Annotated in this window: 22 protein-coding genes and 1 pseudogene; 16 read left to right on the top strand and 7 right to left on the bottom strand. The window is 71.4% G+C overall.

Annotated features, from left to right (window positions below; translation table 11 throughout):
* Position 1 precedes the first annotated feature (1 nt).
* The 3 genes from RLT59_RS20365 to RLT59_RS20375 all read left to right on the top strand — a co-directional run bounded on the left by RLT59_RS20365 (position 2) and on the right by RLT59_RS20375 (position 3,057).
* The gene (locus RLT59_RS20365) at positions 2–802 is read left to right on the top strand and encodes a M48 family metallopeptidase (protein WP_311304710.1); all 801 of its coding nucleotides are present in this window, start codon (positions 2–4) and stop codon (positions 800–802) included.
* 166 nt (positions 803–968) lie between these two features.
* The gene (locus RLT59_RS20370) at positions 969–1,844 is read left to right on the top strand and encodes a glycoside hydrolase family 19 protein (RefSeq protein WP_399126932.1); all 876 of its coding nucleotides are present in this window, start codon (positions 969–971) and stop codon (positions 1,842–1,844) included.
* 316 nt (positions 1,845–2,160) lie between these two features.
* On the top strand, positions 2,161–3,057 hold the full coding sequence (locus tag RLT59_RS20375; RefSeq protein ID WP_311304711.1) for a glycoside hydrolase family 19 protein: 897 nt from the start codon (positions 2,161–2,163) through the stop codon (positions 3,055–3,057).
* Positions 3,058–3,093: 36 nt separating this feature from the next.
* On the opposite strand, the gene RLT59_RS20380 is transcribed toward RLT59_RS20375, so the two are convergent.
* Entirely contained in the window at positions 3,094–4,584 is a 1,491-nt protein-coding gene (locus RLT59_RS20380) for a helix-turn-helix domain-containing protein (protein ID WP_311307798.1), read from the bottom strand.
* Between the two features lie 447 nt (positions 4,585–5,031).
* On the opposite strand from RLT59_RS20380, the gene dnaN reads away from it, so the two are divergent.
* Complete coding sequence (gene dnaN, locus RLT59_RS20385; protein ID WP_311304712.1) at positions 5,032–6,168, top strand: DNA polymerase III subunit beta; 1,137 nt, start codon at positions 5,032–5,034, stop codon at positions 6,166–6,168.
* A gap of 37 nt (positions 6,169–6,205) precedes the next feature.
* Here dnaN and RLT59_RS20390 read toward each other — a convergent pair whose 3' ends face one another.
* From RLT59_RS20390 to RLT59_RS20400, 3 genes and pseudogenes are all read right to left on the bottom strand, one after another.
* Positions 6,206–8,230 (bottom strand): serine/threonine-protein kinase, encoded by a 2,025-nt coding sequence (locus tag RLT59_RS20390; protein ID WP_311304713.1) that lies wholly within the window; start codon positions 8,228–8,230, stop codon positions 6,206–6,208.
* Positions 8,231–8,346: 116 nt separating this feature from the next.
* Positions 8,347–8,772, bottom strand: coding sequence for a MarR family winged helix-turn-helix transcriptional regulator (locus RLT59_RS20395; protein WP_311307799.1), 426 nt, complete (start codon positions 8,770–8,772; stop codon positions 8,347–8,349).
* Positions 8,769–9,393 (bottom strand): annotated as a pseudogene (locus RLT59_RS20400) (DJ-1/PfpI family protein). Before RLT59_RS20400 ends, RLT59_RS20395 begins: the two are co-directional and overlap by 4 nt.
* A 252-nt stretch (positions 9,394–9,645) precedes the next feature.
* Here RLT59_RS20400 and RLT59_RS20405 point away from each other — a divergent pair.
* The 3 genes from RLT59_RS20405 to RLT59_RS20415 all read left to right on the top strand — a co-directional run bounded on the left by RLT59_RS20405 (position 9,646) and on the right by RLT59_RS20415 (position 12,670).
* A complete protein-coding gene (locus RLT59_RS20405; RefSeq protein WP_311304714.1) occupies positions 9,646–11,016 on the top strand; it encodes an aspartate aminotransferase family protein in 1,371 nt (456 codons plus the stop codon).
* Positions 11,017–11,133: 117 nt separating this feature from the next.
* The gene (locus RLT59_RS20410) at positions 11,134–11,898 is read left to right on the top strand and encodes a GntR family transcriptional regulator (protein ID WP_311304715.1); all 765 of its coding nucleotides are present in this window, start codon (positions 11,134–11,136) and stop codon (positions 11,896–11,898) included.
* 121 nt (positions 11,899–12,019) lie between these two features.
* Positions 12,020–12,670 carry a putative DNA-mimic protein gene (locus RLT59_RS20415; RefSeq protein WP_311304716.1) on the top strand — a complete coding sequence of 217 codons (651 nt, stop codon included), beginning with the start codon at positions 12,020–12,022 and terminating at the stop codon, positions 12,668–12,670.
* 114 nt (positions 12,671–12,784) lie between these two features.
* Here RLT59_RS20415 and RLT59_RS20420 read toward each other — a convergent pair whose 3' ends face one another.
* A complete protein-coding gene (locus RLT59_RS20420) occupies positions 12,785–13,555 on the bottom strand; it encodes an SLATT domain-containing protein (protein ID WP_399126934.1) in 771 nt (256 codons plus the stop codon).
* Between the two features lie 384 nt (positions 13,556–13,939).
* On the opposite strand from RLT59_RS20420, the gene RLT59_RS20425 reads away from it, so the two are divergent.
* The 9 genes from RLT59_RS20425 (at position 13,940) to RLT59_RS20465 (ending at position 23,299) form a co-directional block, all read left to right on the top strand.
* Positions 13,940–14,275, top strand: a complete 336-nt coding sequence (locus tag RLT59_RS20425) for a YbaB/EbfC family nucleoid-associated protein (protein WP_311307800.1) — start codon at positions 13,940–13,942, stop codon at positions 14,273–14,275.
* 117 nt (positions 14,276–14,392) lie between these two features.
* A complete protein-coding gene (gene recR, locus RLT59_RS20430; protein ID WP_024492454.1) occupies positions 14,393–14,992 on the top strand; it encodes a recombination mediator RecR in 600 nt (199 codons plus the stop codon).
* Between the two features lie 89 nt (positions 14,993–15,081).
* On the top strand, positions 15,082–15,741 hold the full coding sequence (locus tag RLT59_RS20435) for a DUF5063 domain-containing protein (RefSeq protein WP_311304718.1): 660 nt from the start codon (positions 15,082–15,084) through the stop codon (positions 15,739–15,741).
* Between the two features lie 291 nt (positions 15,742–16,032).
* Positions 16,033–17,475: an NF041680 family putative transposase gene (locus RLT59_RS20440; RefSeq protein WP_311304719.1), complete on the top strand. Its 1,443-nt coding sequence runs from the start codon at positions 16,033–16,035 to the stop codon at positions 17,473–17,475.
* A 120-nt stretch (positions 17,476–17,595) separates the two neighbouring features.
* Positions 17,596–18,648: a LamG-like jellyroll fold domain-containing protein gene (locus RLT59_RS20445; RefSeq protein ID WP_311304720.1), complete on the top strand. Its 1,053-nt coding sequence runs from the start codon at positions 17,596–17,598 to the stop codon at positions 18,646–18,648.
* Between the two features lie 112 nt (positions 18,649–18,760).
* On the top strand, positions 18,761–20,032 hold the full coding sequence (locus tag RLT59_RS20450; protein WP_073733546.1) for an aspartate kinase: 1,272 nt from the start codon (positions 18,761–18,763) through the stop codon (positions 20,030–20,032).
* Positions 20,029–21,093 (top strand): aspartate-semialdehyde dehydrogenase, encoded by a 1,065-nt coding sequence (locus RLT59_RS20455; protein ID WP_311304721.1) that lies wholly within the window; start codon positions 20,029–20,031, stop codon positions 21,091–21,093. The genes RLT59_RS20450 and RLT59_RS20455 overlap by 4 nt, the downstream gene beginning before the upstream one ends.
* A gap of 374 nt (positions 21,094–21,467) precedes the next feature.
* Complete coding sequence (locus tag RLT59_RS20460) at positions 21,468–22,043, top strand: SigE family RNA polymerase sigma factor (RefSeq protein ID WP_311304722.1); 576 nt, start codon at positions 21,468–21,470, stop codon at positions 22,041–22,043.
* Between the two features lie 80 nt (positions 22,044–22,123).
* The gene (locus RLT59_RS20465; protein WP_311304723.1) at positions 22,124–23,299 is read left to right on the top strand and encodes a hypothetical protein; all 1,176 of its coding nucleotides are present in this window, start codon (positions 22,124–22,126) and stop codon (positions 23,297–23,299) included.
* Positions 23,300–23,336: 37 nt separating this feature from the next.
* On the opposite strand, the gene RLT59_RS20470 is transcribed toward RLT59_RS20465, so the two are convergent.
* Together RLT59_RS20470 and RLT59_RS20475 are read right to left on the bottom strand one after the other, a co-directional pair.
* The gene (locus tag RLT59_RS20470; RefSeq protein ID WP_311304724.1) at positions 23,337–24,263 is read right to left on the bottom strand and encodes an SURF1 family protein; all 927 of its coding nucleotides are present in this window, start codon (positions 24,261–24,263) and stop codon (positions 23,337–23,339) included.
* Positions 24,264–24,344: 81 nt separating this feature from the next.
* The gene (locus RLT59_RS20475; RefSeq protein ID WP_311304725.1) at positions 24,345–26,216 is read right to left on the bottom strand and encodes a prolyl oligopeptidase family serine peptidase; all 1,872 of its coding nucleotides are present in this window, start codon (positions 26,214–26,216) and stop codon (positions 24,345–24,347) included.
* Positions 26,217–26,224: the final 8 nt, after the last annotated feature.

Raw genomic sequence — 26,224 nt, forward strand, 5'->3', positions numbered from 1 at the left:
TATGTCGTCTCCGCGTCCCGATCCAGACATCGTCATCGGTGAGCCCGAGCTCACCGATGACGATGTGCTGGTCGTCGACGGGCGGGAACTGGGCGTACGGATCAGTGCCCGCCGCCGGCGAATCGGCCTGACGGTCGAGCGGGACAGATCGCTCACGCTGCACGTGCCCAAGGGGTGCGGTGTCCGGCGGGCCGAGGACTTCGTACGTTCCAGCGCGGGCTGGATCGCGGCCAAAGCACGTCTCAGCGAGGAACGTCGGCAGCTCCATCCCACCCGCTCCCTCAGGGACGGTGAAATTCACCGGTACCTGGGGCGGGACTACCGGATTCTCGTCGTTGACGACGTGCTGGACGAAGGCCGCCCGGTCCCCGCTGTCCGTCTTGTCGCGGGGCGGCTGAGGCTGGACAGTGCGGTCGCGGTGGACCCGGTTCTCGCACGCAAGGCGCTGGCCGACTGGTATGGCCGGGCGGGGCAGCGCTGGATGCAGGGGCGTCTGCAACCTTGGGCGGCCCGGATGGATCTACCCGAGCCCACGGTACGGGTGAGGGATCTGGGGCATCGGTGGGGCAGCTACCGGGCGGGTGCGAACGGTGGCGGAACGATTTCGCTGCACTGGGCTGTCTTCCAGCTTCCGATGCATCTCGTCGACTATGTGGTGGCCCACGAACTAGCCCATGTCCGAGTGTCGGGGCACGGCTCCGACTACTGGCGCCTCCTGGGACGGGCACTGCCGGAAAGCCGCCGGCTGAAGACCGAGCTGGATGAGCTGGGCCGTCGCGTCTGGATGGGTGACCTTGCCTGACTCGGTCGGTGGGCGGGGTACGAGAGGATGGCGCCAGGCGCTGAGGTTGGTGCTGGTCTAGACCTTGACAGGTCCAGACCAGCGGGGGTTGGGTGTCGGGATGCCCGGACGCATGCCGGAGCCCGTCGCCGTGCCCCTGTCGAAGGAGTGAGCAGCGCTGAACCGCATCAAGAGCCTTCTGACCGCACTGAGTGCCGTCGTCGCGACGGCCGCCTTCCTTCCCGCCGCGGCGCACGCGGCGGCTCCGGCGCCCGCTCCCGCCGCCGTGTGCGCGCCCCTCTGGAGCTCCTCGACCGCCTACACGGCCGGCGGCGCCGTCTCGCACCACGGCCGCAACTGGACGGCCAAGTGGTGGACGCAGAACGAGAATCCGGGCGCCACCACCGTCTGGGCCGACGCCGGGGCCTGTACGGGAGGGGTCTCCGACTTCGTCATCAGCGAGGCGGAGTTCGACCGGATCTTCCCGGACCGCGACCCCTTCTACACGTACCAGGGGCTGATCGACGCCCTGCACGCCTACCCGCGCTTCGCGAACACCGGGACCGAGGCGATGCGGAGCCGGGAGGCGGCGGCGTTCCTGACCCATGCCGACTTCGAGTCGGTCGGGCTCCAGTACGTGAAGGAGATCAACGAGGCCAACTACTGGATCAAGTGCGACTACAGCCAGCCCTTCGGCTGTCCGGCCGGTCAGTCCGCGTACTACGGGCGCGGCCCGATCATGTTCAGCTGGAACTTCAACTACAAGGCCGCCGGTGACGCGCTCGGCCTCGACCTGCTGAACGATCCGTGGCTGGTCGAGCAGGACCCGTCGGTCGCCTGGCAGACCGCGCTCTGGTACTGGAACACCCAGAACGGCCCCGGCACCATGACCTCGCACGAGGCCATGGTCGGCGGCGCCGGATTCGGTGAGACGATCCGCTCGCTCAACGGCGCGCTGGAGTGCGACGGCGGCAACCCCGATTCGGTACGGGCGCGGGTCGACAAGTACGAGCGGATCACCGGGATCATCGGGACAGACCCCGGCTCCGGGCTGACCTGCTGATCGCTCATCAGCTGTCGTCGCGGCTGACCGGTCGGACAGTAGAGCGTCCCGCATGCTGGACGGACCCGAAGGATTTACCTTCGGGTCCGTCGCCGTCCGCGGGCCGGGCGCGGAGTGACTCCCTGCGGAATCCGCCCTGTTGGGGATGTGTGTCGGCTGGATGTCCGATGGGCGGCGTGCGTGGGGGGCGGGGGAGTGGAAGGATTCCCAACGATGGTCTAGACCTTGACAGGTCCAGACCAGGGCGCTTGAGTGTCGGCACCCCCCATGGCGGCGCACCGATGAGCTCGGTGCGCCGCGCCGAAGGAGTGTTCACATGATCAGACGCATCATGGGCCTGCTCACCGCGCTGGGCGCGGTCGTCGCGACGCTTGTCATCCTCCCCGCCACCACCGCGTCGGCAGCAGACTGCGCGGCCGCCTGGAACTCCTCGTCCGTCTACACGGGCGGCGGCTCCGCCTCGTACAACGGGCACAACTGGTCCGCCAAGTGGTGGACCCAGAACGAGACGCCGGGCAGCTCCGACGTCTGGGCCGACCAGGGCAGTTGCGGAAGCGGCGGCGGCACGGATCCGGGCGACCCGGGTTCGTCCGCGGGCTTCATCGTCAGCGAGGCCCAGTTCAACCAGATGTTCCCGGGCCGCAACCCCTTCTACACGTACAGCGGGCTGACCGCCGCGCTGGACGCCTACCCCGGCTTCGCCAACACCGGCAGCGACACGGTGAAGAAGCAGGAGGCGGCCGCGTTCCTGGCCAACGTCAGCCACGAGACCGGCGGTCTGGTGTACGTGGTCGAGCAGAACACGGCCAACTACCCCCACTACTGCGACAGCACGCAGCCCTACGGCTGCCCCGCGGGCCAGGCCGCGTACTACGGGCGCGGCCCGATCCAGCTCAGCTGGAACTTCAACTACAAGGCCGCCGGTGACGCCCTCGGCATCGACCTGCTGGGCAACCCCTACCTGGTCGAGCAGGACGCGGCCGTGGCCTGGAAGACCGGCCTCTGGTACTGGAACACCCAGAACGGCCCCGGCACCATGACGGCCCACAACGCCATGGTGAACGGCGCCGGTTTCGGTGAGACGATCCGCTCGATCAACGGCTCCATCGAGTGCAACGGCGGCAACCCCGCCCAGGTGCAGAGCCGGATCGACCGGTACCAGTCGTTCGTGTCGATCCTCGGCACCACGCCCGGATCCAACCTGAGCTGCTGACGCGCGGGCTCCCGTGGACGGGGGGAACCGGCGGCCTCATGGCCGCGGGTGCCCCCCGTCCGGCTGTCCGCCCCCGGTGAGGTCCAGCGCCCGGAACGCCAGCCACAGGTCGTAGCGGGCGCTCGGCGTCCGCAGGAGCGAGCGTCGCAGTACGGTCTCCAGCCGGGTGAGACGCTTGCGCACCGCCGGTACGGAGATGGACAAGGCCTCTGCCGTCGCACCGAGTTGGGCCTCGCACTCCAGCCAGGTGCGCAGGGTGGTGTACGGGTCGGCGGTGCGGCCGGCCGCACCGGGGGCGCCGAGCGGGCGCAGCTCCTGGGCCGCCCATGCACGGACCGCCGGGGTGCGCAGGATCTCGTCCAGCGAGGGGGCGGGCGTCTGCGGGCCGCCGGCCGGACGGCCCGGCAGGGTGGGTGTGGCGCGGACGGCCAGGGCCAGATCGAGCGCGGCCTGGTCGGCGACCCGGTCCAGATCCAGGCCCAGCAGCTCACCGATCAGGCGCAGCCGTGCGGCCAGGGTGTTGCGGTGGATCTTCAGGTGCGCGGTCGCGTGCGAGGAGAACGCCAGCCAGGACGCGAGGGTCGCCGCGAGCTCCTGACTGCCCGGGTCCTGGCCGCGCCTCGGCAGGTGGCCGAGGAGCGGCGCCAGCAAGGCGTCGGCCCACCGCGCCCCCTCTGCGCCGACCACCAGCGCGGGCTCCGGCGCCGAGCCGAACCCCGCGTGCCGGCCGGGCAGTCCGCGGGCGACGGCCAGCGCGTGGAACGCCTGGCGGTAGGCGGTCGCCGTGTCGGACAGCGGTACGTCCTCGCTGATGCCCACCACGCAGTCGTCCACCACCGCGGCCACCTCAGGGCCGAGCCGCCCGTCCGGCGGCTCCGGTCCGGCCGGCGCGACGAGGATCAGATGGCGCGCGTACACCGAGCACCGCACGATCCAGGACCTGCCGCCGGAGAGGTCCGTACAGATCCGGGCCACCTCGTCCCTGCTGTCGCCGGGGCACTCGACGACGCAGACCCGGACGGGGTCGGGCAGGGCGGGTTTCAGCGCGCCGGCCACCTGGTGCGCGACCGACAGCTGGCCGGTCATGAGCAGGTGCAGTACGGCCTCGCGGCCGCGGGACTCGGCCAGATCGACCCGGCGCCGCTTGCGCTCCACGGTCTCGGCCGCCCAGCACATGGAGAGCGGCAGGGCCGCGTCGGAGAGGAGCACCGCCAGCCGTTCCGGGAGCGGGCGGCGGGCGATCACGGCGAGAACGGGTGCGGCGCTGTCCGCCGGCCCGTCCAGGGCGAACATCAACGCGGTGTGCCCGCCCCGGTCGAGGGCGAGGGAGCGGGCGCCGAGCGCCGTCAGCTCCCGTACCCCCTCGGCCGCGATCGCGGCCGAGCCGGCGCTCGCGGCGTCGGGGTCCCGGGCGACGCCGTACAGCACGGTCCCGTCGCCGCCGAGCAGTCCCGCCCAGCCGGCGGCCCGGCCGGACACCCAGCGCAGCAGCTCCCGTGAGCCACCGGCACGGGCGAGTCCGTGCATCCGTATGACGTCGTCGGCGCGACTCCGCGCGTGCACACCGCCCCCGCTCCCTGCCCTGTTCCCGCCCGGCTGCTCCGCCTTGCCTGCTGCCCGGTCCTGCCCTGCTCGTGCCCGGTCCTGCTGCTGCCCGGCCCTGTTCTTGTCCGGCCTGCCCTGCTCCCGCCGAAAACCGGAACGCAGAGTACCGGTTTGGCTGTGCGAACTGATACCCCTCACCGGCCACACAGTGCGAACCGAATCTTTACCGCCCCCTACCCCGCGGCCTACAGTCCGAACGCGGTTGCGGGCCTTTCGGGGGAGAGGCACGGGGGACGACGGCAGCGGCCCACGGGGGTGGCCGCTGTCGTCGGCGCAGCCGCCCTTCTCCGCCGAGAACCGCGTTGTCAGTGGTGACCCTTAGCGTCGGAACCAGAGATGGTCGTCGGCGCACGAGGAGAGGTCACCACCATGGAGTTCCGGATCGAGCGCGGCGCACTGGCCGACGCCGTCGGCTGGGCGGCCCGGGTGCTGCCCACGAGGTCACCCGTTCCCGTGCTGGGCGGTCTGCTGCTGGAAGCGGCGGACGGCCGGCTGTGCGTCTCCGGGCTCGACTACGAGGCGTCCGCCCGGATCGAGGTGGACGCCGAGATCCTGCGGCCCGGCAAGGTGCTGGTGATGGGCCGCCGGCTGCTGGACGTGTGCCGGGTGCTGCCCGAGGGCGCGGTGGAGTGCGCGGTGGAGGGTTCCCGCTTCACGGTCACGGGCAGCGGCGCCGGATTCGGCCTGTCGGTGCTGCCGCTCGACGACTACCCCTCGCTGCCGCCGCTGCCGGAGGTCCTCGGCGCGGTGGACAGCGCGGAGTTCGCGGCGGCCGTCGCGGATGTGACGGTGGCGGCGGGCCGGGACGACACCCTGCCGACGCTCACCGGGATCCGGCTGGGGCTGGACGGCGACCGGATGACCCTGGCGGCGACGGACCGCTACCGCTTCGCGGTCCGCACCCTCGGCTGGAAGCCCGAAGCCGCCAACGTCTCCGCCGATGTCGTGGTCTCGGCCCGCCGGCTCACCGAGATCGCCCGCTCCTTCGGCCGCGCGGGCATGGTCAGCCTCGCGCTGGACAGCGGCTCCGCCGGATTCGAACTGGCCGGGATGCGCACCACGGTCCGGCTCCTGGACGGCCGGCTGCCGCGCCACGACAAGCTGTTCACGATGCGGGACCCGGTCACGGCGGTCACCGAGCGCGAACCCCTGGCCGATGCGGTGAAGCGGGTCTCGGTGGTGGCGGACAACGACAGCCCGCTCCAATTCGCCTTCCAGGGCGACTCGGTGCTGCTCCAGGCCGGTTACGAGGACGACGTGGCGTCCCAGCGGCTGCCCGCCGCGCTGGCGGGCGTGGAGGAGATGGTGGTCGCCTTCAACCCCTCCTACCTGATGGACGCGCTGGCCTCGTTCGACGCGCCGGTCGTCCGGTTCCGGCTGATGGGCCCGGGGCAGCGCGCCATGCTCACCGGGCACGACACCCAGGAGGACGCGCTGGACACGGCGGAAGGGGCGTTGCCGCCCGCGCACCAGCATCTGCTGATGTCGGTGCGGCCGCTGGTCTGAGGGCGGTTCGGCCTCGGCTCCGGGCTTCAGCCGGGCTTCAGTCGGACTTCGTGTACGTGAGCGTCTCGCCGGTGTCCGTGTTCTCGCGGCTCAGGGTGCCGTCCGAGAGCAGGGTGAGCGTGGTCGGGCCGCCCGGGGTGCAGGACGACATCGGCTCGCCGAGCGTCACCTTGGAGGGGCCGATCCGGAGCGGGGTGCCACCGGTGACGGAGTCCGTCAGTTCCGCCTGGAAGACGCAGCGGTAGGTGCCGCCGGTATCGGTCGGGCCCTCCGCGGTGAGGCTGAGGACGGTGTCACCGACCCCGCCCTGCTGGATGACGAGCTGGCGGGTGGAGTGGCCGACGGCGTTGTCGATGCCGGTGGACCAGGTGCCCAGATACCCGTCGGGGATGCCGTCCTCGTCGCCGTTCCCCCCGTCGTCGGTGGGGGAAGGATCCTGGCTGCCGTCGGGGGAACCGGAGTTGGCCCCGGAGGAGCCCTTCGCGGGAGAGGGCGTGCTGGAGTGCTTCGGGGCGGCCGTGGTGTCGCCGCTGCCGCTCATCAGCGCGTAGACGGAGCCGCCGGCCCCTATCGCGACGAGCACCGCGATCGCCACGAGAGCGATGGTCGAGCCGGTCCGCCGCCGGGCCGGCCCGGCGGCGGGCGGCTGGCTGCCGGGGGGATACCGGGGGTCGTACGGGGGCGTGGCGCCGGAATCGGGCTGCTGCGGATAGCCGTACGCCTGGTTCTGGGCGGGGGCCGGGGCCGGCTGCGGCTGGGGGTATCCGTACGCCTGGCCCTGGTCGGGGGCGGGTTGTTGCGGATAGCCGTATCCCGGGGCGGGGGTTGCTCCGTATCCCGGCGGGGGAGTCGCTCCGTACCCCGGAGCCGGGGGCGACGTCGGATACGCGGCCGGGTACGGCTGGGCGGGCTGCGGATGGCCGGCCACGGTGGGCGGTATCGGGGCCGGGGGCGGCGTCTCCTGCGGGACCGCGTCCTGCGGGGCGGTGCTCTGCGGGCTCTCCGGGCGCGCACCGGGCGCCGCGTCCGCACGGGTCTCCGCTTCGGCCGCTTCCGCAGCCCTCCCCGGCTCCTCCGGCCCCATGGGCTCGGCCGCGTCTGCCGCGTCCGTCGCCTCCGTCGCGTCCTCCGGGTCTTCCGAGTCGAGCAGTTCCACGGCGTGCCGGCCGAGTTGGGCGATGAGCGCGCCCGGGAGCCAGGGTTCCGGGGTGTCGTCCTCGGCCAGCCGGTCCAATATCTCGTCGGGCGTCGGTCTGGCCGCCGGGTCCTTGCTCAGACAGTCCCGGATCAGCTCCACCAGGTCCACCGGCACCCCGGTCAGATCCGGGTCCTCCTGCGCGATCCGGAACAGCATCGCGTGCACCCCGCTGGCCGAGTCACCGAACGGGAGCCGCCCGGTCGACGCGTACGCCAGCACCGAGCCCAGACAGAACACATCGCACGCCGTGGTCACCGGCTCGCCCCGCACCTGCTCCGGCGACATGAAGCCGGGGGAGCCGACCAGCGCCCCGGTGCGGGTGAGACCGCCGTCGGTGACGGTGTCGAGGGCCCGTGCGATGCCGAAGTCGATGACCCTGGGGCCGTCGATCGTCAGCAGGATGTTGGACGGCTTCAGGTCGCGGTGGATGAGCCCGGCGGCGTGGATGGCCCCCAGGGCGTGCGCGAGACCGTTGCCCAGGATGTGGACCGAGCGCTCCGGCAGTGGCCCGAACGCGCCGGGGGCGGGGCCCGCCGAGATGATCGTGCGGCCGGAGACGGTGGTCTGGAGGGACGGCCCCGCGATGTATCCGGTGGCCACCCACGGCACGTTGGCGTCGGTGTCGGCGTCCAGCACGGGGGCGGTCCAACTGGAGCCGAGGCGGCGAGCGGCCATCACCTCCCGGCGGAACCGGTCGCGGAACTCCTGCTGCTCGGCGAGCTCCTCGCGTACGAGCTTGATCGCGACGGTGCGCCCACGGTCCGAGCGGGCCAGATAGACCTGGCCCATGCCGCCCGCGCCGAGTCGGCCCAGCAGTCGGTAGGCGCCGATGCGCTGCGGATCTACGGAGCCGAGCATTTCCATGGTGTGCAGTCCTCCCCCGTACGGCCACACGCGAACGGGTCGAGAATAGCCGCGCGGTGGTGCCCCGGCGGGGGCGGTGGCCGGTACGTGCCCGGAGTCAGGGCCTTTCGCCCGGATCAGGACGGGCTGTGCACCGCGTCCATGGCGCGGGACAGGCGTTCCAGTACGTGCACCGTCTCCGCGAACGCCTCCGGGCCCAGCTCCTGGCTGAGCCGCGCCGCGAACTCCGCGTGGCCGGGGCCGATCCGGGACATCGCGGTGCGGCCCTCCCGCGTCGGGCGCAGGAGCTTGGCGCGGCGGTGGGCCGGATTCGGCACGTACTCCGCGAGCCCCTTGCCCACCAGCAGATCGGCGATGCGCTGCACGGCCTGCCGGGTGATGCCCATGGAGCGGGCGATCCCGGAGACCGGCAGCGGCTCGGCCAGCACCGCCCCGAGCACCTGCCACCGCGCGGCGGTCAGCCCGGCCGGGCGGGCCAGCTCCGCGGAGAGGGAGAGGAACTGGCCGTTCAGCCGGAAGACGCCGAGAGCGGTCCGGCTCAGCCGGTCCTGTTCGGTGCGGCTCTTCCCTGGAGCACCTCGTACGCGCTCGGGTCCGAATCGTGGAAGAGGCGGTACCAGGCGTCGAGCTTCTCGCCCTCGAACACCCCTAGAAGGGCGAAGATCTCGCGGGCGAACGCGACCGGCTCGGTCGGCCCCGCCGGTGACCAGCACGCCTTCCTCGTCCGTCACCGCGTCCGCGTCGACGTAGTGCGCCCCGCCCCCGTAGCCGGTGGCCGCCAGATAGAAGGACACCGCGCTCGTGTGCGCCCGCTCGTCGAGCAGCCCCTCGCGGGCCAGCCCCGCCGTCGCCCCGCAGATCGCGGCGACCGGCACGCCCGCGTCCAGGAAGGTCCTGGCGGCGCGGGCGAAGGGGGCCAGCTCGTCGCCCGCGTCCCACAGCCCGGCGCCCGGCAGGATCAGGAGTGCGCCGCCCTCGGGGCGCAGCTCGGGGAGGGCCAGATCGGGGCGCACGGTGAGCCCGCCCATGCCGGTGACCGGCCCGGTCGTCGGGCCCACCGTCCGCACCGTGAAGCCGTGCTGGGCGAGGTGGGCGGTGGTGTGCCCGGTCTCCCAGCCCGCGTACGTGTCGTACACGGCCAGATATACGGTCCCGCGAGTCATGGCGCTCTCCTCGGAGGTGTGAGGCGGAGGTACGGGTCGAAGGTACGAGTCGGAGGTACTGGGTCGAAGGTGTGAGGCGGACGTACGGGTCGGAGGCGTGAATCCAGGTGTGACAACTCGCTGTCACTATGACCACATGCTGTCAATGGTTCGAGGCCTCGCGGCGACCCGACACCCTGCCGAACCACCCGCCCCCCTCCATATACAAGGTGGCCATACCGGGCCGTGCCCGACGATGCCTACGCTCGCCGTATGACCCCTCATCCCCGTCATGCCGCCGCTGACCCCGCCGCCGGCGCGGCCGTGAAGGCCGCCGACCGCGCGCACGTGTTCCACTCCTGGTCCGCCCAGGGCCTGATCGACCCGCTCGCCGTCGCCGGCGCCGAGGGGGCGTACTTCTGGGACTACGACGGCAATCGCTACCTGGACTTCACCAGCGGTCTCGTCTACACCAACATCGGCTACCAGCACCCCACCGTCGTCGCCGCGATCCAGGAGCAGGCGGGGCGGATGACGACCTTCGCGCCCGCCTTCGCGATCGAGTCGCGCTCCGAGGCCGCCCGCCTCATCGCGGAGCGCACGCCGGGCGACCTGGACAAGATCTTCTTCACCAACGGCGGTGCGGAGGCCGTCGAGAACGCCGTCCGGATGGCCCGGCTGCACACCGGCCGTGCGAAGGTGCTCTCCGCCTACCGCTCGTACCACGGCGCCACCTCCACCGCGATCAACCTGACCGGTGACCCGCGCCGCTGGGCGTCGGACAACGGCTCTGCCGGTGTCGTCCGGTTCTGGGCCCCGTTCCTCTACCGCTCGCCGTTCTACGCGCAGACCGAGGCGGAGGAGTGCGCCCGCGCACTCCAGCACCTGGAGGACACCCTCGCCTACGAGGGCCCCTCGACCATCGCCGCGATCATCCTGGAGACCATCCCGGGCACGGCCGGCATCATGACCCCGCCGCCCGGCTACCTCGCCGGTGTCCGCGAGATCTGCGACCGGTACGGGATCGTCTTCGTCCTCGACGAGGTGATGGCGGGCTTCGGGCGCACCGGCAAGTGGTTCGCCGCCGACCACTTCGACGTCACCCCCGACCTGCTGACCTTCGCCAAGGGTGTCAACTCCGGTTACGTACCGCTCGGCGGCGTCGCCATCTCCGCCGAGATCGCCGCCACCTTCGAGACCCGCCCCTACCCGGGCGGGCTGACCTACTCCGGTCACCCGCTGGCCTGCGCGGCGGCCGTCGCCACCATCCACGTGATGGAGGACGAGAAGGTCATCGAGAACGCCGCGCACATCGGCGAGACGGTCCTCGGTCCCGGTCTGCGCGAGCTCGCCGCCAACCACCCCTCCGTCGGTGAGGTCCGCGGACTCGGCGCGTTCTGGGCGCTGGAGCTGGTCCGCGACAAGGAGACCCGCGAGCCGCTCGTCCCGTACAACGCGACCGGCGCCGCCAACGCCCCGATGGCGGCCTTCGGGGCGGCGGCCAAGAAGCACGGCCTGTGGCCCTTCATCAACATGAACCGCACCCACGCCGTGCCGGCCTGCAACGTCACTGAGACCGAGGCCAAGGAGGGCCTGGCGGCACTGGACGCCGCACTGGCGGTGGCCGACGGGTACACCGCGTAGCACCACCGCCCCCGCGCGGTGCCCCTCCCCCCGTCCCCTCCCCCCGTCCCCTCCCCACCGGACCGGCCGGCGGGCTCGGTCTAAGGTGGCCGAAACCGAAACAGGGGAGGGGCGCTCATGCGCGCGAGCGGAGCTGTCACCCGCAGTACGCTGCGGCAGCAGATCGCGGACGCGCTGCGTGACGAGGTGCTCTCGGGGCGTCTTCAGCCGGGCCGGGAATTCACCGTCAAGCAGATCGCGGAGCAGTACGGCGTCTCCGCGACGCCGGTCCGCGAAGCGCTGTTCGACCTCTCCGCGCAGGGCCTGCTCGAATCGGACCAGCACCGCGGATTCAGGGTGCACCAGTTCTCCGTCGCGGACTACCGGGCGATGGTGGAGGCCCGCGCCCTGGTCATGGACGGGGTGATCCGGGGCGTCTTCCGCGAGCAGCCCCCGTCCCCGGAACGGCAGGCCAGGTACCGGGAGGCGCTCGTCTCGGTGCGCCGCCGGGCCGAGGAGGCCGCCCGCGCGGCCCGCGCCGGCGACCTGGACATCCTGATCGGCTACGACCTGCGGTTCTGGCGGGAGCTGGGCGCGCTCGCCGGCAACGCGTACATCGGTGACTTCCTGCACCGGCTGCGCGTCCAGGCCTGGGTGTTCGCCGTCCCGTACCTGCGCGGCGACGCGGACGTACGGGACTGGCTCTGGCAGGGGCACTCCGACCTCGTCGCCGCGGTCACCCTCCGGGACCGCGAGGCGCTGCGCGCGGTGGTCGACCACTACAACGGCCACGCGCTGAACTGGGCGGACCGGCTGGCGGCCGGTGACCCGGACCGCCTCGGTCAGGCACCGCGGCCGCCCGGGGCGGCAGAGGACCCGGATCCGGCGGCGCCGGAGTCCTGAGCGGGGCCGGTCCCCGAAGTCGCTCATGGGGGACCACTGTCCGCGACGTGGCGACCGCATTACGCTGTCCGGAATTACGCTGTCCCGACCATCACACGCACCCGTTGGAGAGCGAGACTTCGTGGCCTGTGACCTGTGGCTGGTCCCCCTCGTCGATGTGCTGTGCCACAGCCCCGACAACCCCTTCGCCGAAGAGATAGCCGTCTTCGACCAGGCGCTGGGCGAGGCGGGGCTGCCGCCCGTACCCGTCTACGCCTATATGCCGGGCCTGACCGGAGACGTGGCCCCGGTCGCGGGCTTCGACTACGACGCCCTGCACTTCCTGCGCCGCGCCTACCTGCTCCAGATCAGCGGCCTCGCCGTCACGCCCGTGGACGAACTGGGCGGTGACTACGAGCAGTTGCTGGAGATGTTCGAGCCGACGGCCCTGCAGTCGCATCTGGTGTGGCATTACGACCACGCGGGCGCGTACGTCCCCCTGGACTTCGCGTACCCGATCTCCAGCGACGACCTGCTGGCGGGCGGCGGCCCGCTCGGCTCCGCGCACGGGCTGCTCAGGGAGCTGGAGTTCGTCGCCCCGTCCATCGGCATCGATCCGGCCAATCCACCGGCCGCCCCGCTGCCGCCCGCCGCCCCCACCGAGCTGGAGGAACCGGCGGTCCCGATCCCGTACGACGACAACCCGTTCGCCCGGGAACGCCACGTCTGGCTCGGCCTGCACGCGGCCGTCACCCGCAGTCTCGCCCAGGGCTCGATGATCATCTTCAGCTGACGGACCACAGGGCGGGCGCCCCCGGACGCCCCGACGCCCGAGGAGCCCGCCGGACCCCGCACCGGTGACCGGACCGGTGACCGGTGACCGGTCGTTGATGTCCGGTGCTTGATGTCATCGCGGGGACTCCGGCGGGCGCTGCCGGGGCATGTTCGGCCGGCCCATCGACTGCAGCGGGAACCTCGGCTGCGCACCCGGCTCCGCCCGCCCGCCGCCCGTACCGCCGGACACCAGCGCCTGCATCCCCATCGGCGCGGGGCCGGCCCGGAACTCCACCATCCAGTCCGCCGTCTCCGACCGGACAAGCTCCGTTACGTCCTCCGAGAACCGCCGCAGCACACCGAGGCACCGCTCGGCGGCCTCGCTCGCCGTCCCCTCGGTCGGGCCGAGCACCTCCCGTACGCACTCCGAGGCCCAGTCGAACTGGAGCACCTGGAGCCTGCGCTGCACGGCCTGCGCCGTGGCGAGATTCCTTATCCAGCCGGATGTCAGGCCGAAGTACCGGTCGCACGCCATGCACGCGGCGCCCAGCAGCAGCGACAGATAGCCCCAGCCCGCGGCGCCGTGCAGTGCCCCCGTCAGATCGAGCAGCGGCAGCGCGGCGCCCGCCACCGCGCCGACCGCGGTCCCCATCCGCAGCACCCTGGCCGCACGCCGCTTCCACACCCGGTCGCCCAGATACCAGTCGGCGGTGCGCAGCGCGTCGGCCTCGATCCAGCGGTACAGCTCGTCGAGCCGCTGGGCGGGTTCGCCCCAGTCGCCGAGCGGGAAGGGCGTACCGGTCAGATCCCGGCCCGGTGCGCCGGAGCCCGTACCGGAAGGAGCGGCGGAACCGGCCGGACCGGGCGCACCGGAATCGTTGCGGGGCGGCCCTTCGGGCTGCATCTCCGGCTGACTCACCGGGGTACTCCTCTGCATGCTGCATTGCGACGCGTGATGTCGACCGCGTCCTCGACGATGGGCGGATCTCTGCCCTCTGCTCACTGACGCTCGCTGCGACCGACAGTGCCCCATGCGTAACCTTGCGTGACGGCTGGTGCACGTGCGCGTACCGGGACGCATGCCCTTCCTACCGCCGAATGGTGGGCCGCGGGGTCGGAATCGCGGTATTCCCGGGTGTGCGGGGCCTGTGATCAGGTATAGGAGTCCTGCCTTCACTGACTCGATCTCACTCGAAAGAGTTGCTCGCCAGTGGGTGGAGCGCGCCGCCCGGGGACAACGTAGGCTCGGCGTACCGAAACATTTGTCGTCGAAATGCCTGGAGTGACCGTGATTCCCGGTGGTGGTCAGCCCAATATGCAGCAGTTGCTGCAGCAGGCCCAGAAGATGCAGCAGGATCTCGCGGAGGCTCAGGAGGAACTGGCCAGGACCGAGGTCGACGGCCAGGCGGGCGGCGGTCTCGTCAAGGCGACCGTCAACGGCTCCGGCGAGCTGCGCGGCCTCGTGATCGACCCGAAGGCGGTGGACCCGGAGGACACCGAGACGCTCGCGGACCTCGTCGTCGCGGCGGTCCAGGCGGCGAACGAGAACGCCCAGGCGCTGCAGCAGCAGAAGCTGGGCCCGCTGGCCCAGGGTCTGGGCGGCATGCCCGGTCTCCCCTTCTGACCCAGGACTCACCGAAGGACATGGCGGGGGTACGTCCGAGGACATACCCAAGACGGTACGTACCCCCTACGGTACGTACCACGACGCGGCCGACCAGGCGGCAGGAAAGGCTCTCCGTTGTACGAAGGCGTGGTTCAGGACCTCATCGACGAGTTGGGCAGGCTGCCCGGCGTCGGTCCCAAGAGCGCGCAGCGGATCGCCTTCCACATCCTCCAGGCGGAGCCCACGGATGTGCGCCGCCTGGCCCACGCCCTCCTTGAGGTCAAGGACAAGGTCCGCTTCTGCGCGATCTGCGGCAACGTCGCGCAGCAGGAGCAGTGCGGGATCTGCCGCGACCCGCGCCGCGACCTGACGGTCATCTGCGTCGTGGAGGAGCCGAAGGACGTCGTCGCGATCGAGCGGACCCGGGAGTTCCGGGGCCGATACCACGTACTCGGCGGGGCGATCAGCCCCATCGAGGGCGTCGGTCCGGACGATCTGCGCATCCGTGAGCTGCTGGCCCGGCTGGCCGACGGCTCCATCACCGAGCTGATCCTGGCGACCGACCCCAACCTGGAGGGCGAGGCCACCGCGACGTACCTGGCGCGGATGATCAAGCCGATGGGCCTGCGGGTCACCCGGCTGGCCAGCGGTCTCCCGGTGGGCGGCGACCTGGAGTACGCGGACGAGGTCACGCTCGGCCGCGCCTTCGAGGGGAGGCGTCTGCTCGATGTCTGACACCGGCCCGGCCCCTCACGACGGCCTTACGTTCAGCGCGACCATGTTCAACCCACCGTCTGCGACCCTGCCCACGGGAGGTTTCCTCGATGTCTGACGCCACGCTGAACACTGTCACCCAGGACCCCGACGACTTCGCGGTCCAGATCGCCGACCAGATCAAGACGTTCATCGTCGCGGTCACCGAGGTGTCCAAGGTCGAGGAGCCGGAAGAAGCCGTTCCGGTGCTGCTGCTCCAGGTCTCCCAACTCCTCCTCGCGGGCGGCCGGCTGGGCGCGTACGAGGACATCCTCCCGGACGAGCGCTACGAGCCGGACCTCGGCGCGGAGCCGGACGCGGACGGCCTGCGCGAGCGCTTCGCGGCCCTGCTGGAGCCGATCGACGTCTACTCCGAGGTCTTCGACCCCTACGAGCCCCGCAAGGCCCCGGTCCCGGCCCGCATCTCCGACGACCTGGCCGACCTGGTCACGGACCTGCGCCACGGCCTGGCCCACTACGAGGAGGACCGCACCACGGAGGCCCTGTGGTGGTGGCAGTTCTCCTACTTCTCCAACTGGGGCTCCACCGCCTCCGCCGCCCTGCGCGCCCTCCAGTCCCTGATCGCCCACATCCGCCTGAACCAGCCCCTCCAGGCCCTCGACGGCCTGGACACCGACCAGGACGCCGGCGACGACGACCTGGCCGAGGAGGCGGGCCGCGTGATGGCCGAGGAGATCGCGGGCCCGCTGGGGCTGCGTCCGGTCAAGTAGCGGGGCGCGCAGCGGCCCGGCGGTCCGGCTGACAGCGCGCCCCGGCGGCGGCGTCGCTGTCGGCGCACGCTGCTAGCCTCCCCTCGCTCGTGATCATCACGGGCCTTGCAGGGGAGGGGATCCGTAAGCATGGCAAGAGGGATAAGACGCAGGGGCTTGTTCTTTATCTAACGGCCTCGAACGGCGTCTCGAACTGAGTCGCTCACCTGGGGATTCGCCGGACGTAGGGGCGGCCTTCGTCTGATCATGTGCTCCGACCAAGGTGCACTGACCAAGACGAAGGCCGTGAGGGTGAGTCTGCTGCCTGATGCTGTGCGGAGGGAAGCGTTTGCGGAGGCGTCACGCTTCCGGGGTGAGTTCTACGAGTGTCTGACCGCTCGGCGCGATGAACTGTTCGAGCTGTCGGACGCGGTGCTGTGTGCGGACGGTGCGGTGAAGTCCCCGGTCGACCTGACGTTGTTGCCCGAGCATCGTCGTGGACACGGAACGATGTACGGCGGCCTGAACCACGGCCGGATCGACGTCGATCGGCTGCGGACAGTGCCGGCGGGGCTGCCACTGCCTCGATTCGATGGCGGGCGCTTGGTGCTGGCGGTCGACGTGTCGCCCTGGCTTCGATCGGACGCGCCGTGCTCGGCCGATCGGCTGTTCTGCCACGTCTACGGCCGTACGAAAACCGCGTCGCAGTTCATTCCGGGCTGGCCCTACTCCTTCGTCGCCGTGCTGGAGCCGGGCGCCACGTCCTGGACTGCGATCCTGGACGCGGTCCGACTCGGACCGGTCGACGACGCGACTGCGGTCACCGCCGCCCAACTGCGAGGAGTCGTTGAAAAGCTCGTCGCCACGGAGCAGTGGCAGGCAGGCGACCCGGACATCGTGATCGTCAGTGATGCCGGCTACGACGTCACCCGCCTGGCCTGGGTTCTGCGGGACCTGCCCGTCGAGCTGGTCGGCCGCGTCCGCTCCGACCGGGTCATGCGGCTACCGAAACCACCCAGGCTACGCGGCGTCAACGGCCGGCCGCCCAAGCACGGCCCGGAATTCCGCCTCACCAAGCCGGAGACCTGGCCGGAGCCCGCGATCACCACCGCCACCGCCACCACGAACTACGGGAAAGCCGAGACCCAGGCATGGGACCGGGTCCACCCCCGGCTCACCCACCGCGCGGCCTGGCTCGACCACGAAGGCGAACTCCCCCTGATCGAAGGCACGTTGGTCCGGCTGAAGGTCGAGCACTTATCAAAGGGCCGGGACGCGCCACCGGTGTGGTTGTGGTCCTCGAAGACCGGCGCCGCCCCGGACGACGTCGACCGTTTCTGGCAGGCCTACCTGCGCAGATTCGACCTTGAGCACACGTTCAGGTTCGCGAAGCAGACCCTTGGCTGGACGACCCCGAAATTCCGCACTCCCGAGGCCGCGGACCGCTGGACCTGGATCCTGATCGTCGCCCACACCCAGCTCCGGCTCGCCCGCCCTCTCGCCGAGGATCTCCGCCGGCCGTGGGAGAAACCCGCCACCCCCGGCCGGCTCACCCCGGCCCGGGTCCGCCGGGGGTTCAGGAACATCCGCGCTCACCTCGCCTGCCCGGCCCGTGTTCCCAAACCCCGCGGCGTCGGCCCCGGACGGCCACCCGGCGCCAAGAACAGACACCGGGCACCCCGCTACGACGTCGGCAAGACCGTCAAACGCCCCGAAACCCTCAAGGCCATCGGCAGACCTGACAGGTCCTGGTAGATAAAGAACAAGTAGGAGTCCGTACCGGCGGCAGTGATCCGGTCTGGATCGTTCGGCATCGGGGGCGCGCGCGTCAGCGGCGGCCGTCCGGAGGCCGGCGAATGGGCCCAGGTGATCGGGTTGTTCGACGCCGAGACCGGGATGGCGCACCTGTACGTGAACGGTCAGGAGGCGGGTACAGCCGTCGCGGCCACCCCCGCGACGGTGGCCGGTGCCTTCCAGATCGGCCGGGCGCGTGGCGCGGCAGGCTACCGGGACCGCTGGCACGGCGAAGTCGGAGACGTCCGTACCTACGACCGGGTCGTCGTTCCCGAGGAGGCCGCCGAGCTGGCCCGTCGCATCCCGCGGCAGCGCGGCCACTGGTCCCTGGAGTCCGCACCGGGCGGACTCAGCCCGGAGGCGAACGGCGGTGAGCCGCTGAGGCTCGCGGCAGGCACCTCGGTCGACAACCGCCCGGCCGACGCGTGCGATCCGGGCGCCGATCCGGACTGCGTCCCGGTCGCCGACCCCCTCGTCGGCTCCGGGCACCTGGTACTCGACGGGGCCGGAGGGTACGCCGCCACGGAGGGGCCGGTCGTCGATACCGGAGACAGCTTCACCATCGGCGCGGTGGTCCACCTGGCGGGCCGGGAACCGGCACATCCCATGACAGTGCTGTCACAGGGCGGACAGCACGGAGACGCCTTCAAGGTGCGGTACGTGCTTTCGACGCTGACGTTCGAGCTCGTGATGGACCACGCGGCCGCGCGGGGCGCCGACGAGACGATGGTGGGCATCCGGGCCCTGCCGGACGGCGACTCGGGGCAGGGATACGGCGTCGCGGTCGTTCACGACGCCGCCTCCGACCGGATCACGCTGTACCCGGACGGCCGGGCAAGCACCGCGGTGGACTTTTCATTCGTCCTGGTCCAGCACCGGTGGTCTCCAGATGGGGCGCAGCCGTACGGGTGCCGGCTGGGGCGAGTACCTGCACGGTTCGGTCGACGAGGTGCAGGCCTTCTCCGGAGCGCTGAGCGAGAGCTCCGTCAACCAGCTCGGGTTCGGCGCGGCCCCCTGCCTCGGCTGCTGATTCCGGCGCCGGATGTGTCCCGGCCCACCTGTGTGGGTTGGGACACATCCGGGAGTGCCCGGCCGATCGGCGGGCAACAGCCTCGTACGAGCAGTTCGGAATGACACGTCGGTGATCACGTGCTGAGCGGGACATCTCAGCATCTGATATCAGCGAGGCGTTTCCGGACTGCTCGTTAAACTGAGCCGACAGCAATGGATTGAGCGAGGAGCGCACGTGGGCCTTGTCGTGCAGAAGTACGGGGGTTCCTCCGTAGCCGATGCCGAGGGCATCAAGCGCGTCGCCAAGCGAGTCGTCGATGCCAAGAAGAACGGCAACCAGGTGGTTGTCGTGGTGTCTGCGATGGGCGACACGACGGACGAGTTGATCGATCTCGCGGAGCAGGTGTCACCGATGCCCGCCGGGCGCGAGTTCGACATGCTGCTGACCGCCGGAGAGCGGATCTCCATGGCGCTGCTTGCCATGGCGATCAAGAACCTGGGCCACGAGGCCCAGTCGTTCACGGGCAGCCAGGCCGGTGTCATCACCGACTCGGTCCACAACAAAGCGCGGATCATCGACGTCACGCCGGGCCGCATCCGGACCTCGATCGACGAGGGCAACATCGCCATCGTCGCCGGGTTCCAGGGGGTGAGCCAGGAGGGCAAGAACATCACCACCCTGGGTCGCGGCGGGTCCGACACCACCGCAGTGGCCCTCGCCGCCGCGCTGGACGCCGAGGTCTGTGAGATCTATACCGATGTGGACGGTGTCTTCACCGCCGACCCGCGGGTCGTCAAGAAGGCCCAGAAGATCGACTGGATCTCGTTCGAGGACATGCTGGAGCTGGCCGCGTCCGGCTCCAAGGTGCTGCTGCACCGGTGCGTGGAATACGCACGCCGTTACAACATCCCGATCCACGTCCGCTCGTCCTTCTCGGGACTGCGCGGAACCTGGGTCAGCAACGAGCCGCTAGGGGACCAGCAGGTGGAGCACGCGATCATCTCCGGAGTCGCCCATGACGTCTCCGAGGCCAAGGTCACCGTCGTCGGTGTACCCGACAAGCCGGGCGAGGCAGCAGCGATCTTCCGGGCGATCGCGGACGCCGAGATCAACATGGACATGGTGGTGCAGAACGTCTCCGCCGCGTCGACCGGTCTGACCGACATCACGTTCACGCTCCCGAAGACGGAGGGCCGCAAGGCCATCGACGCGCTGGAGCGCAACCGCGGCGGCATCGGCTTCGAGTCGCTGCGCTACGACGACCAGATCGCGAAGATCTCCCTGGTCGGCGCCGGGATGAAGACGAACCCGGGCGTCACCGCGGGCTTCTTCGAGGCGCTGTCCAACGTCGGTGTGAACATCGAGCTGATCTCGACCTCCGAAATCCGTATCTCGGTGGTCACCCGCGCCGACGACGTCAACGAGGCCGTGCGCGCCGTGCACACCGCCTTCGGCCTCGACAGCGACTCCGACGAGGCAGTCGTGTACGGGGGCACCGGCCGATGACCGCACGCCGCCCTTCGCTCGCGGTCGTCGGCGCGACCGGGGCGATCGGCGGCGTCATGCTCCAGATCCTTTCCGAACACGCGGATGTCTGGGGCGAGGTGAAACTCATCGCCTCACCGCGCTCGGCCGGCGGCAAGCTGGTCGTGCGCGGTGAGGAGACCGAGGTCCTCGAACTCTCCGAGGACATCTTCGACGACGTGGACGTGGCGCTGTTCCTGACACCCGACGCGGTGTCCGAACGGTGGGCGCCGCTCGCCGCGTCCAGGGGCGCGGTCGTCATCGACGACTCCGCGGCCTTCCGGATGGACGGCGACGTTCCGCTCGTCGTCCCCGAGATCAACCCCCACGCCGCCCGGATCAGGCAGCGCGGCATCGTCGCGAGCCCGAACTCCACGACCCTGGCCCTGATCGTCGCGGTCGGCGCGCTGCACGCCGAATTCGGGCTGCGGGAACTCGTCGTGTCCTCGTACCAGGCGGTGAGCGGGGCCGGGCGCGACGGCGTCGCGGCCCTGCGCGAGCAGCTGTCGCTGGTGGCCGGCAGTGAGCTGGGCACGAAGCCGGGTGACGTACGCCGGGTCGTGGGGGACACGCACGGCGGCCCGTTCGCCGCACCCGTCGCCCTCAACGTCGTGCCGTGGGCCGGGACGGACGCCGGGGACGGCTGGTCGTCCGAGGAGCTGGCGATCCGCGACGAGTGCCGCAAGATCCTCGATCTGCCGAGCCTGCGGGTGGCGGCGACCTGTGTGTACGTCCCCGTGCTCACCTCCCACTCGATGTCCGTGCACGCCCGCTTCGAGAACGAGGTCACGGTCGACCGGGCGCACGAGATCCTGGCGACCGCTCCCGGCGTGGTGCTGTACGACAGCCCCGGTGCGGACGACTTCCCGACCCCGTCCGACGTGGTGGGCACCGATCCGACCTGGGTCGGCCGGGTCCGCCGGTCGATGGACGAGCCGACGGCGCTGGAGCTCTTCGTCTGCGGCGACAACCTCCGCAAGGGCGCCGCGCTCAACGTGGCGCAGATCGCCGAAGCCGTGGCGGCCGAATTCCGCGTGTTCTGAATTTCCCGGTCCTGATCGAACCTGTTTTGTACGGTCTGTGAAGCACCTGTGAGCAACTTGCTGGTCTGAACCTCTTGAGCTGGGACGCAGCGGTGTCCGACGATGACCTTTCGGCCCGCTGCAACCGCCGGTCGGGCAGCACGCGTCTAAGCCGTCACTTCTTGCGCGGCGGGGCGCACATTCGGGGTATTCGGGGAAGAGCGGTTACGTATGAAGGCATATCGCATGGTGTCAAACGCGGTGCCGTATGCGTACAACCCTGACGGGGGGAAACGTGTCCAACTGGCGTGGCAGAGGTACTCGATATCACAGTGGTGGGCCCCTTGCGCGGCGCTTCGGTGCGGCCGCTCAGACGGCCCCGTACGCCCGGCGGCATGCCGGTGATCGCGCCCATGCCCGCCGCGCGCCAGGCGGGGCTGCCGTCACAGCGCGAGGGCGCTGAAGAGAGCGTGGCGGCCGGAACTACAGTTGACCATCTCACCGAAACCTATCGCGCCCACTACCGTTCGCTGCTCGGCCTCGCGGCCCTGCTCCTGGACGACACGGCCTCCTGTGAGGACGTCGTGCAGGAGGCGTTCATCCGCGTGCATTCGGCGCGCAACCGGGTACGGGAGCCCGAGAAGACACTCGCGTACCTGCGCCAGACCGTCGTCAACCTCTCCCGCTCCGCACTTCGCCGCCGCATCCTCGGGCTGAAGCTGCTCTCGAAGCCCATGCCGGACATGGCGAGCGCGGAGGAGGGGGCGTACGACCAGCTGGAGCGGGACGCGCTGATCAAGGCGATGCGGGGGCTGCAACGGCGCCAGCGGGAGGTGCTGGTGCTGCGCTACTTCGCGGACATGACCGAGACTCAGGTCGCCACGACCCTGGGGATATCCCTGGGCTCGGTGAAGGCGTACGGTTCCCGCGGCATCGCGGCGCTGCGCGTGGTGATGGAGGCGCAGGCATGAGCCGGCGCGACGGCCACGAGCACGGACACCGGCACGGGCCCTCATTCGGACATCGGAATGACCGGACTGGAAACGGAATTGTGAATCACGGGCCGGACAGCACTCCGGGATACACCCCGGACAGCACCCCGGACAGCACCCCGGGTACGGACCGCGACCCGCTGGCCGCCCTCTTCGGCGCCGGGTCCGGTGCCGGATTCGGAGCCGGCATGGGTGCGGATGCCGACGAGGACGCCCTGCGCCGGATGATGCGCGGCGCCGTGCAGGGGCTCGAACCCCGCGACGGCACCCTCGACCACCTGTACCGCGCGGTGCCCGCCCGTCGGGCCCGGCGGCGGCAGGCGCTCGTGGGCGCGGCGGCGGCGGCCCTGCTCATCGGCACCGCGGTCCCCGCGTTCCTCCATGTCGCGCACTCCGAGGGGTCGAATGCCGCCAGCCCCGCGATCGCCGGTCACGGCGAGCAGGCGCAGGGCGGCAGCGGCGAGGAGCCGGGTCCGGGCTCCGGCGGTGCGGCCGACGGCGGTGCGAGCGAGGGGCACAAGGACGCCGGCTCCGGCGGTGTCCCGGACACCTCGGCCAGCCCGTCCGCCAGCAGCGGCCAGGGTGTGGAGGGCACGGCGGTCGGCAGTTCGGCCGATCCGAGGGCCAGCGTCGCCGCCGATATGCCGGTCTGCTCGCCCGACCAGCTCGGGGTCGCCTCCGCCAGGACCGGCGCGACCGGCGCCGACGGCACGGTGTACGGAACGTTCCGGATCGCCAATGTCTCGGGCAAGGACTGCTCGGTGAGCAGCGGCGGCACGGTGGGCTTCGAGGCGATGGGCGCGGCGGATCCGGCCAAGATCGCGGTCGTCCGGCACACCCAGGGGGACGCCGCGTCGGGGCTGCCCGATCCCGCTGAGGAGGAGGCGACGGTGCTGCTGGCGCCGGAGATGGCCTACGAGGTGCAGTTCGCCTGGGTTCCGGAGGACACCTGTCCGACGACCGGCGGTTCCCCTTCACCGACCCCGACGGACGGTACGGCCGGCAGCGCGGTGGGCTCGGCCGGGTCCAGCACGGGCGACAGCGGGACCTGGGACACCGAAACGGGTACGGACACGCAGCTCGGCAGTGAGGACGAGCCGGGGAAGGCGGAGGGCAGCGTCGCCGTGAAGCACACGGCGGAGCCGGGAGCGCCGGTCGCGGAGACGAAGATCAGCAATGCCTGCGCGGGCACGATCTACCGGACGGGCGCGCTGGAGCCTTCGCCGCAGGGGTAGCCGAGGGAGCGGTCGCGGGATCAGTCGCGGGAGCCGTTCAAAGGACGACGTGCGTGCCGGCTTCCCGGTCCGGGGCCGCTTCCGGGCCCGAGGCCCCCGTGTCCGGGTCCGCTGTGTCGGGGTCGGTTGTGTCGGGGTCCACTGCGGCCGGGTCCACCACGAGGCCCAGGCGCACGTCGCGGACGGCTTCCGCTTCGCGCCGGACCAGCCGGAACCACATGAACAGCACGAACGCCGCGAAGACGAACCACTCGCACAGGTAGCCCAGATTCTGGAAGGCCTTCAGGTCGAGCCCGGTGCCCTGCGCCGCGGCGGCCGGTACGGGACGCAGCGCGGTGGCGGCGCCTGTGCCCTTTTCGCCCTTACCCGCTGTCTCCGCGCCGCCGGTACGGACGTCGGAGCGCTGGAGCGTCACCCACGCGTCGTACACGTCGTACGGCACGAGGTTGACGAGTGACGCGGCGCTGATCATGCCGACCTGCCCGTCGGGCAGCCCGCCCGTCGCGTCGACCCCGGCCGTGCCCGTGCTCTCCGAGGCCTGGAGGTCGCCCGTCACGGTGACATCGCCGGTCGGCGCGGGCGGTACGGAGGTGTGTCCGGCCTTCCCGGGGAGCCAGCCGCGCACCACGGGAAGCGCCTTGCCGCTGTCGGTGCGCAGCATGCCCACGACGTAGAAGCCGGTCCGGTCGTCCAGCTTCCGGCCGGGCACCAGGAACTGGTCGGCGTACCGGCCGGTCGCGGTGGCGGGACGGCCGGAGGTCACCGTGTCGACGGGCAGCAGCTCATCGATCGGCTTGGCGGCCCTCGTGCCCGGAGCGGGCTGCTTCTCGGCGGCCTCGTGCGTCTGCACGCGGTCCTCGAAGCGGCCGAGCTGCCAGGTGCCCATGAACACGCAGAACGGGATGGCCAGCACGACGAAGAGGTTGATCCCCCACCATCGCGGGGTCAGCAGGAACCGGTACACCCCTCCACGGTACGGTCCCCGCTCCGGCCGCCCGGAGCGGGGGCACCCGTGGCGCCGCCCCTTATACGGCCCCTACGCGGCTCAGGAGCCCTGTCCTGCGGGGCCGTCGGGCGGTCCCAGATGGCGGGCGGCGAAGTCGAGCTCCAGGCGCACCTGCTTGATCCGCTCCTCCACGACGAGCGAGCCGTGGCCCGCGTCGTAGCGGTAGACCTCGTGCACCGCGTCGCGGCTCTTCAGCCGGTCCACGTAGTTCTCCACCTGGCGGATCGGGCAGCGCGGGTCGTTGACGCCCGCCGAGATGTAGACCGGGGCCCGTACGGCGTCGACGTACGTCAGGGGCGACGAGGCCTCGAAGCGCTCGGGCACCTCCTCCGGCGTCCCGCCCAGCAGGGTGCGGTCCATCGCCTTCAGCGCCTCCATCTCGTCGTGGTACGCCGTGACGTAGTCCGCGACCGGGACGGCGGCCAGGCCCACGGCCCAGTCACCGGGCTGGGTACCGAGGCCGAGCAGTGTCAGGTAGCCGCCCCAGGAGCCGCCGGCCAGGACGAGCCTCGCCGGATCCGCGAGGCCCGACTTCACCGCCCACTCCCGCACCGCCGCGATGTCCTCCAGCTCGATCAGGCCGATCCGGTGCTTGAGCGCGTCCGTCCAGGCCCGCCCGTAGCCGGTCGAGCCGCGGTAGTTGACCCGGACGACCGCGTAGCCGTGGTCCACCCAGGCCGCGGGGCCGCCCGCGAAGGCGTCGCTGTCGTGCCAGGTCGGGCCGCCGTGGATCTCGAAGACGGTCGGGAACGGGCCCTCCGCCGGGGCCGCGGGACGCTGGACGAGCGCGTGGACCCGGCCCCCGGGACCGTCCACCCAGACGTCCTCGACGGGCACGGACCGAGGGGCCTTCGCACCCGGCGGATCGAGCACCACCGCACCACTCGTGGACCGGACGACGGGCGGCTCCGCGGCCGAGGACCAGAGGTACTCCACCGTGCCGTCCGGGCGGGCGGTGGCCCCGGAGACCGAACCGGTGGGCGTCTCCACCCGCACCAGGGTGCCGTCGCCCGCCGCAGGACCGTACCGCCACAGCTCGCTGCGGGCCTCGAAGCCGTGCTCGATCAGCAGCGCGGAACCGTCCGGATACCACTCCGCCCCCACATCGCCGGGCAGCTCGATGGCGAGGTCCGTCTCGGTGCCCGCCACCGGGTCCCAGATCATCGGCTCCCAGCGGCCGCGCCGCTGATGCCCGACCAGCAGCCGGCTGTCCCCGGCCACCGGGGCGAAGCCGAGAACCGCGAGACCCAGCTCCTTCGTGCCCCCTTCGGTGTCGTCCAGCTCCGCGACCGTGCTGCCGTCCGGCCGCACCACGCGCAGCGCGGAGTGCATCGCGTCACCGTGCTCGGTGTGCTCCAGCGCGATCAGCGTCCCGTCGTGCGACAGGTCACCGACCCCCGCCGACTCGCGGTGACGGTAGATCTCGACGGGCTCGGCCGCCCCCGGCCGTACGACGTGGACCGTCGTCCCGTCCTCGTCCGTCGAACGGCCTACCACCGCCGTCCCGTCCCGGCCGATCGCGAGCCCGGCGGGGTAGGAGGCCTCAAGACCGGGCACCGCCGGTTCGTCCTTCGCGCCCTCGCCGTCAGCCCCGGCGTCGTTGAACGGCCGGCGCATCCACACCCCGAACTCGTCGCCGTCGGTGTCGTTGAACCACCAGATGGCCTCGCCGTCCGGCGTCAGCGTGCCGTCCGTCGTCCCATTGGGGCGGTCGGTCACCCGGCGCTGCTCGCCGGTGGCCCGGTCCCAGGCGTACAGCTCGTACGTCCCCGTCGCGTTGGAGACGAACAGCGCGCGGTCCGGCGCGTCCTCCGCCCAGTCGGGCAGGGACACCCGGGGAGCCCGGAAACGCTGCTCCCACTCCGGAACGGAATCGGTCGTCGAACCAGTGGTCTCAGTCATGCCCACCATTCTGCGCC

Origin of the sequence: Streptomyces sp. ITFR-6, from assembly GCF_031844725.1 — a bacterium.
In the GTDB taxonomy this organism is placed as follows: domain Bacteria; phylum Actinomycetota; class Actinomycetes; order Streptomycetales; family Streptomycetaceae; genus Streptomyces.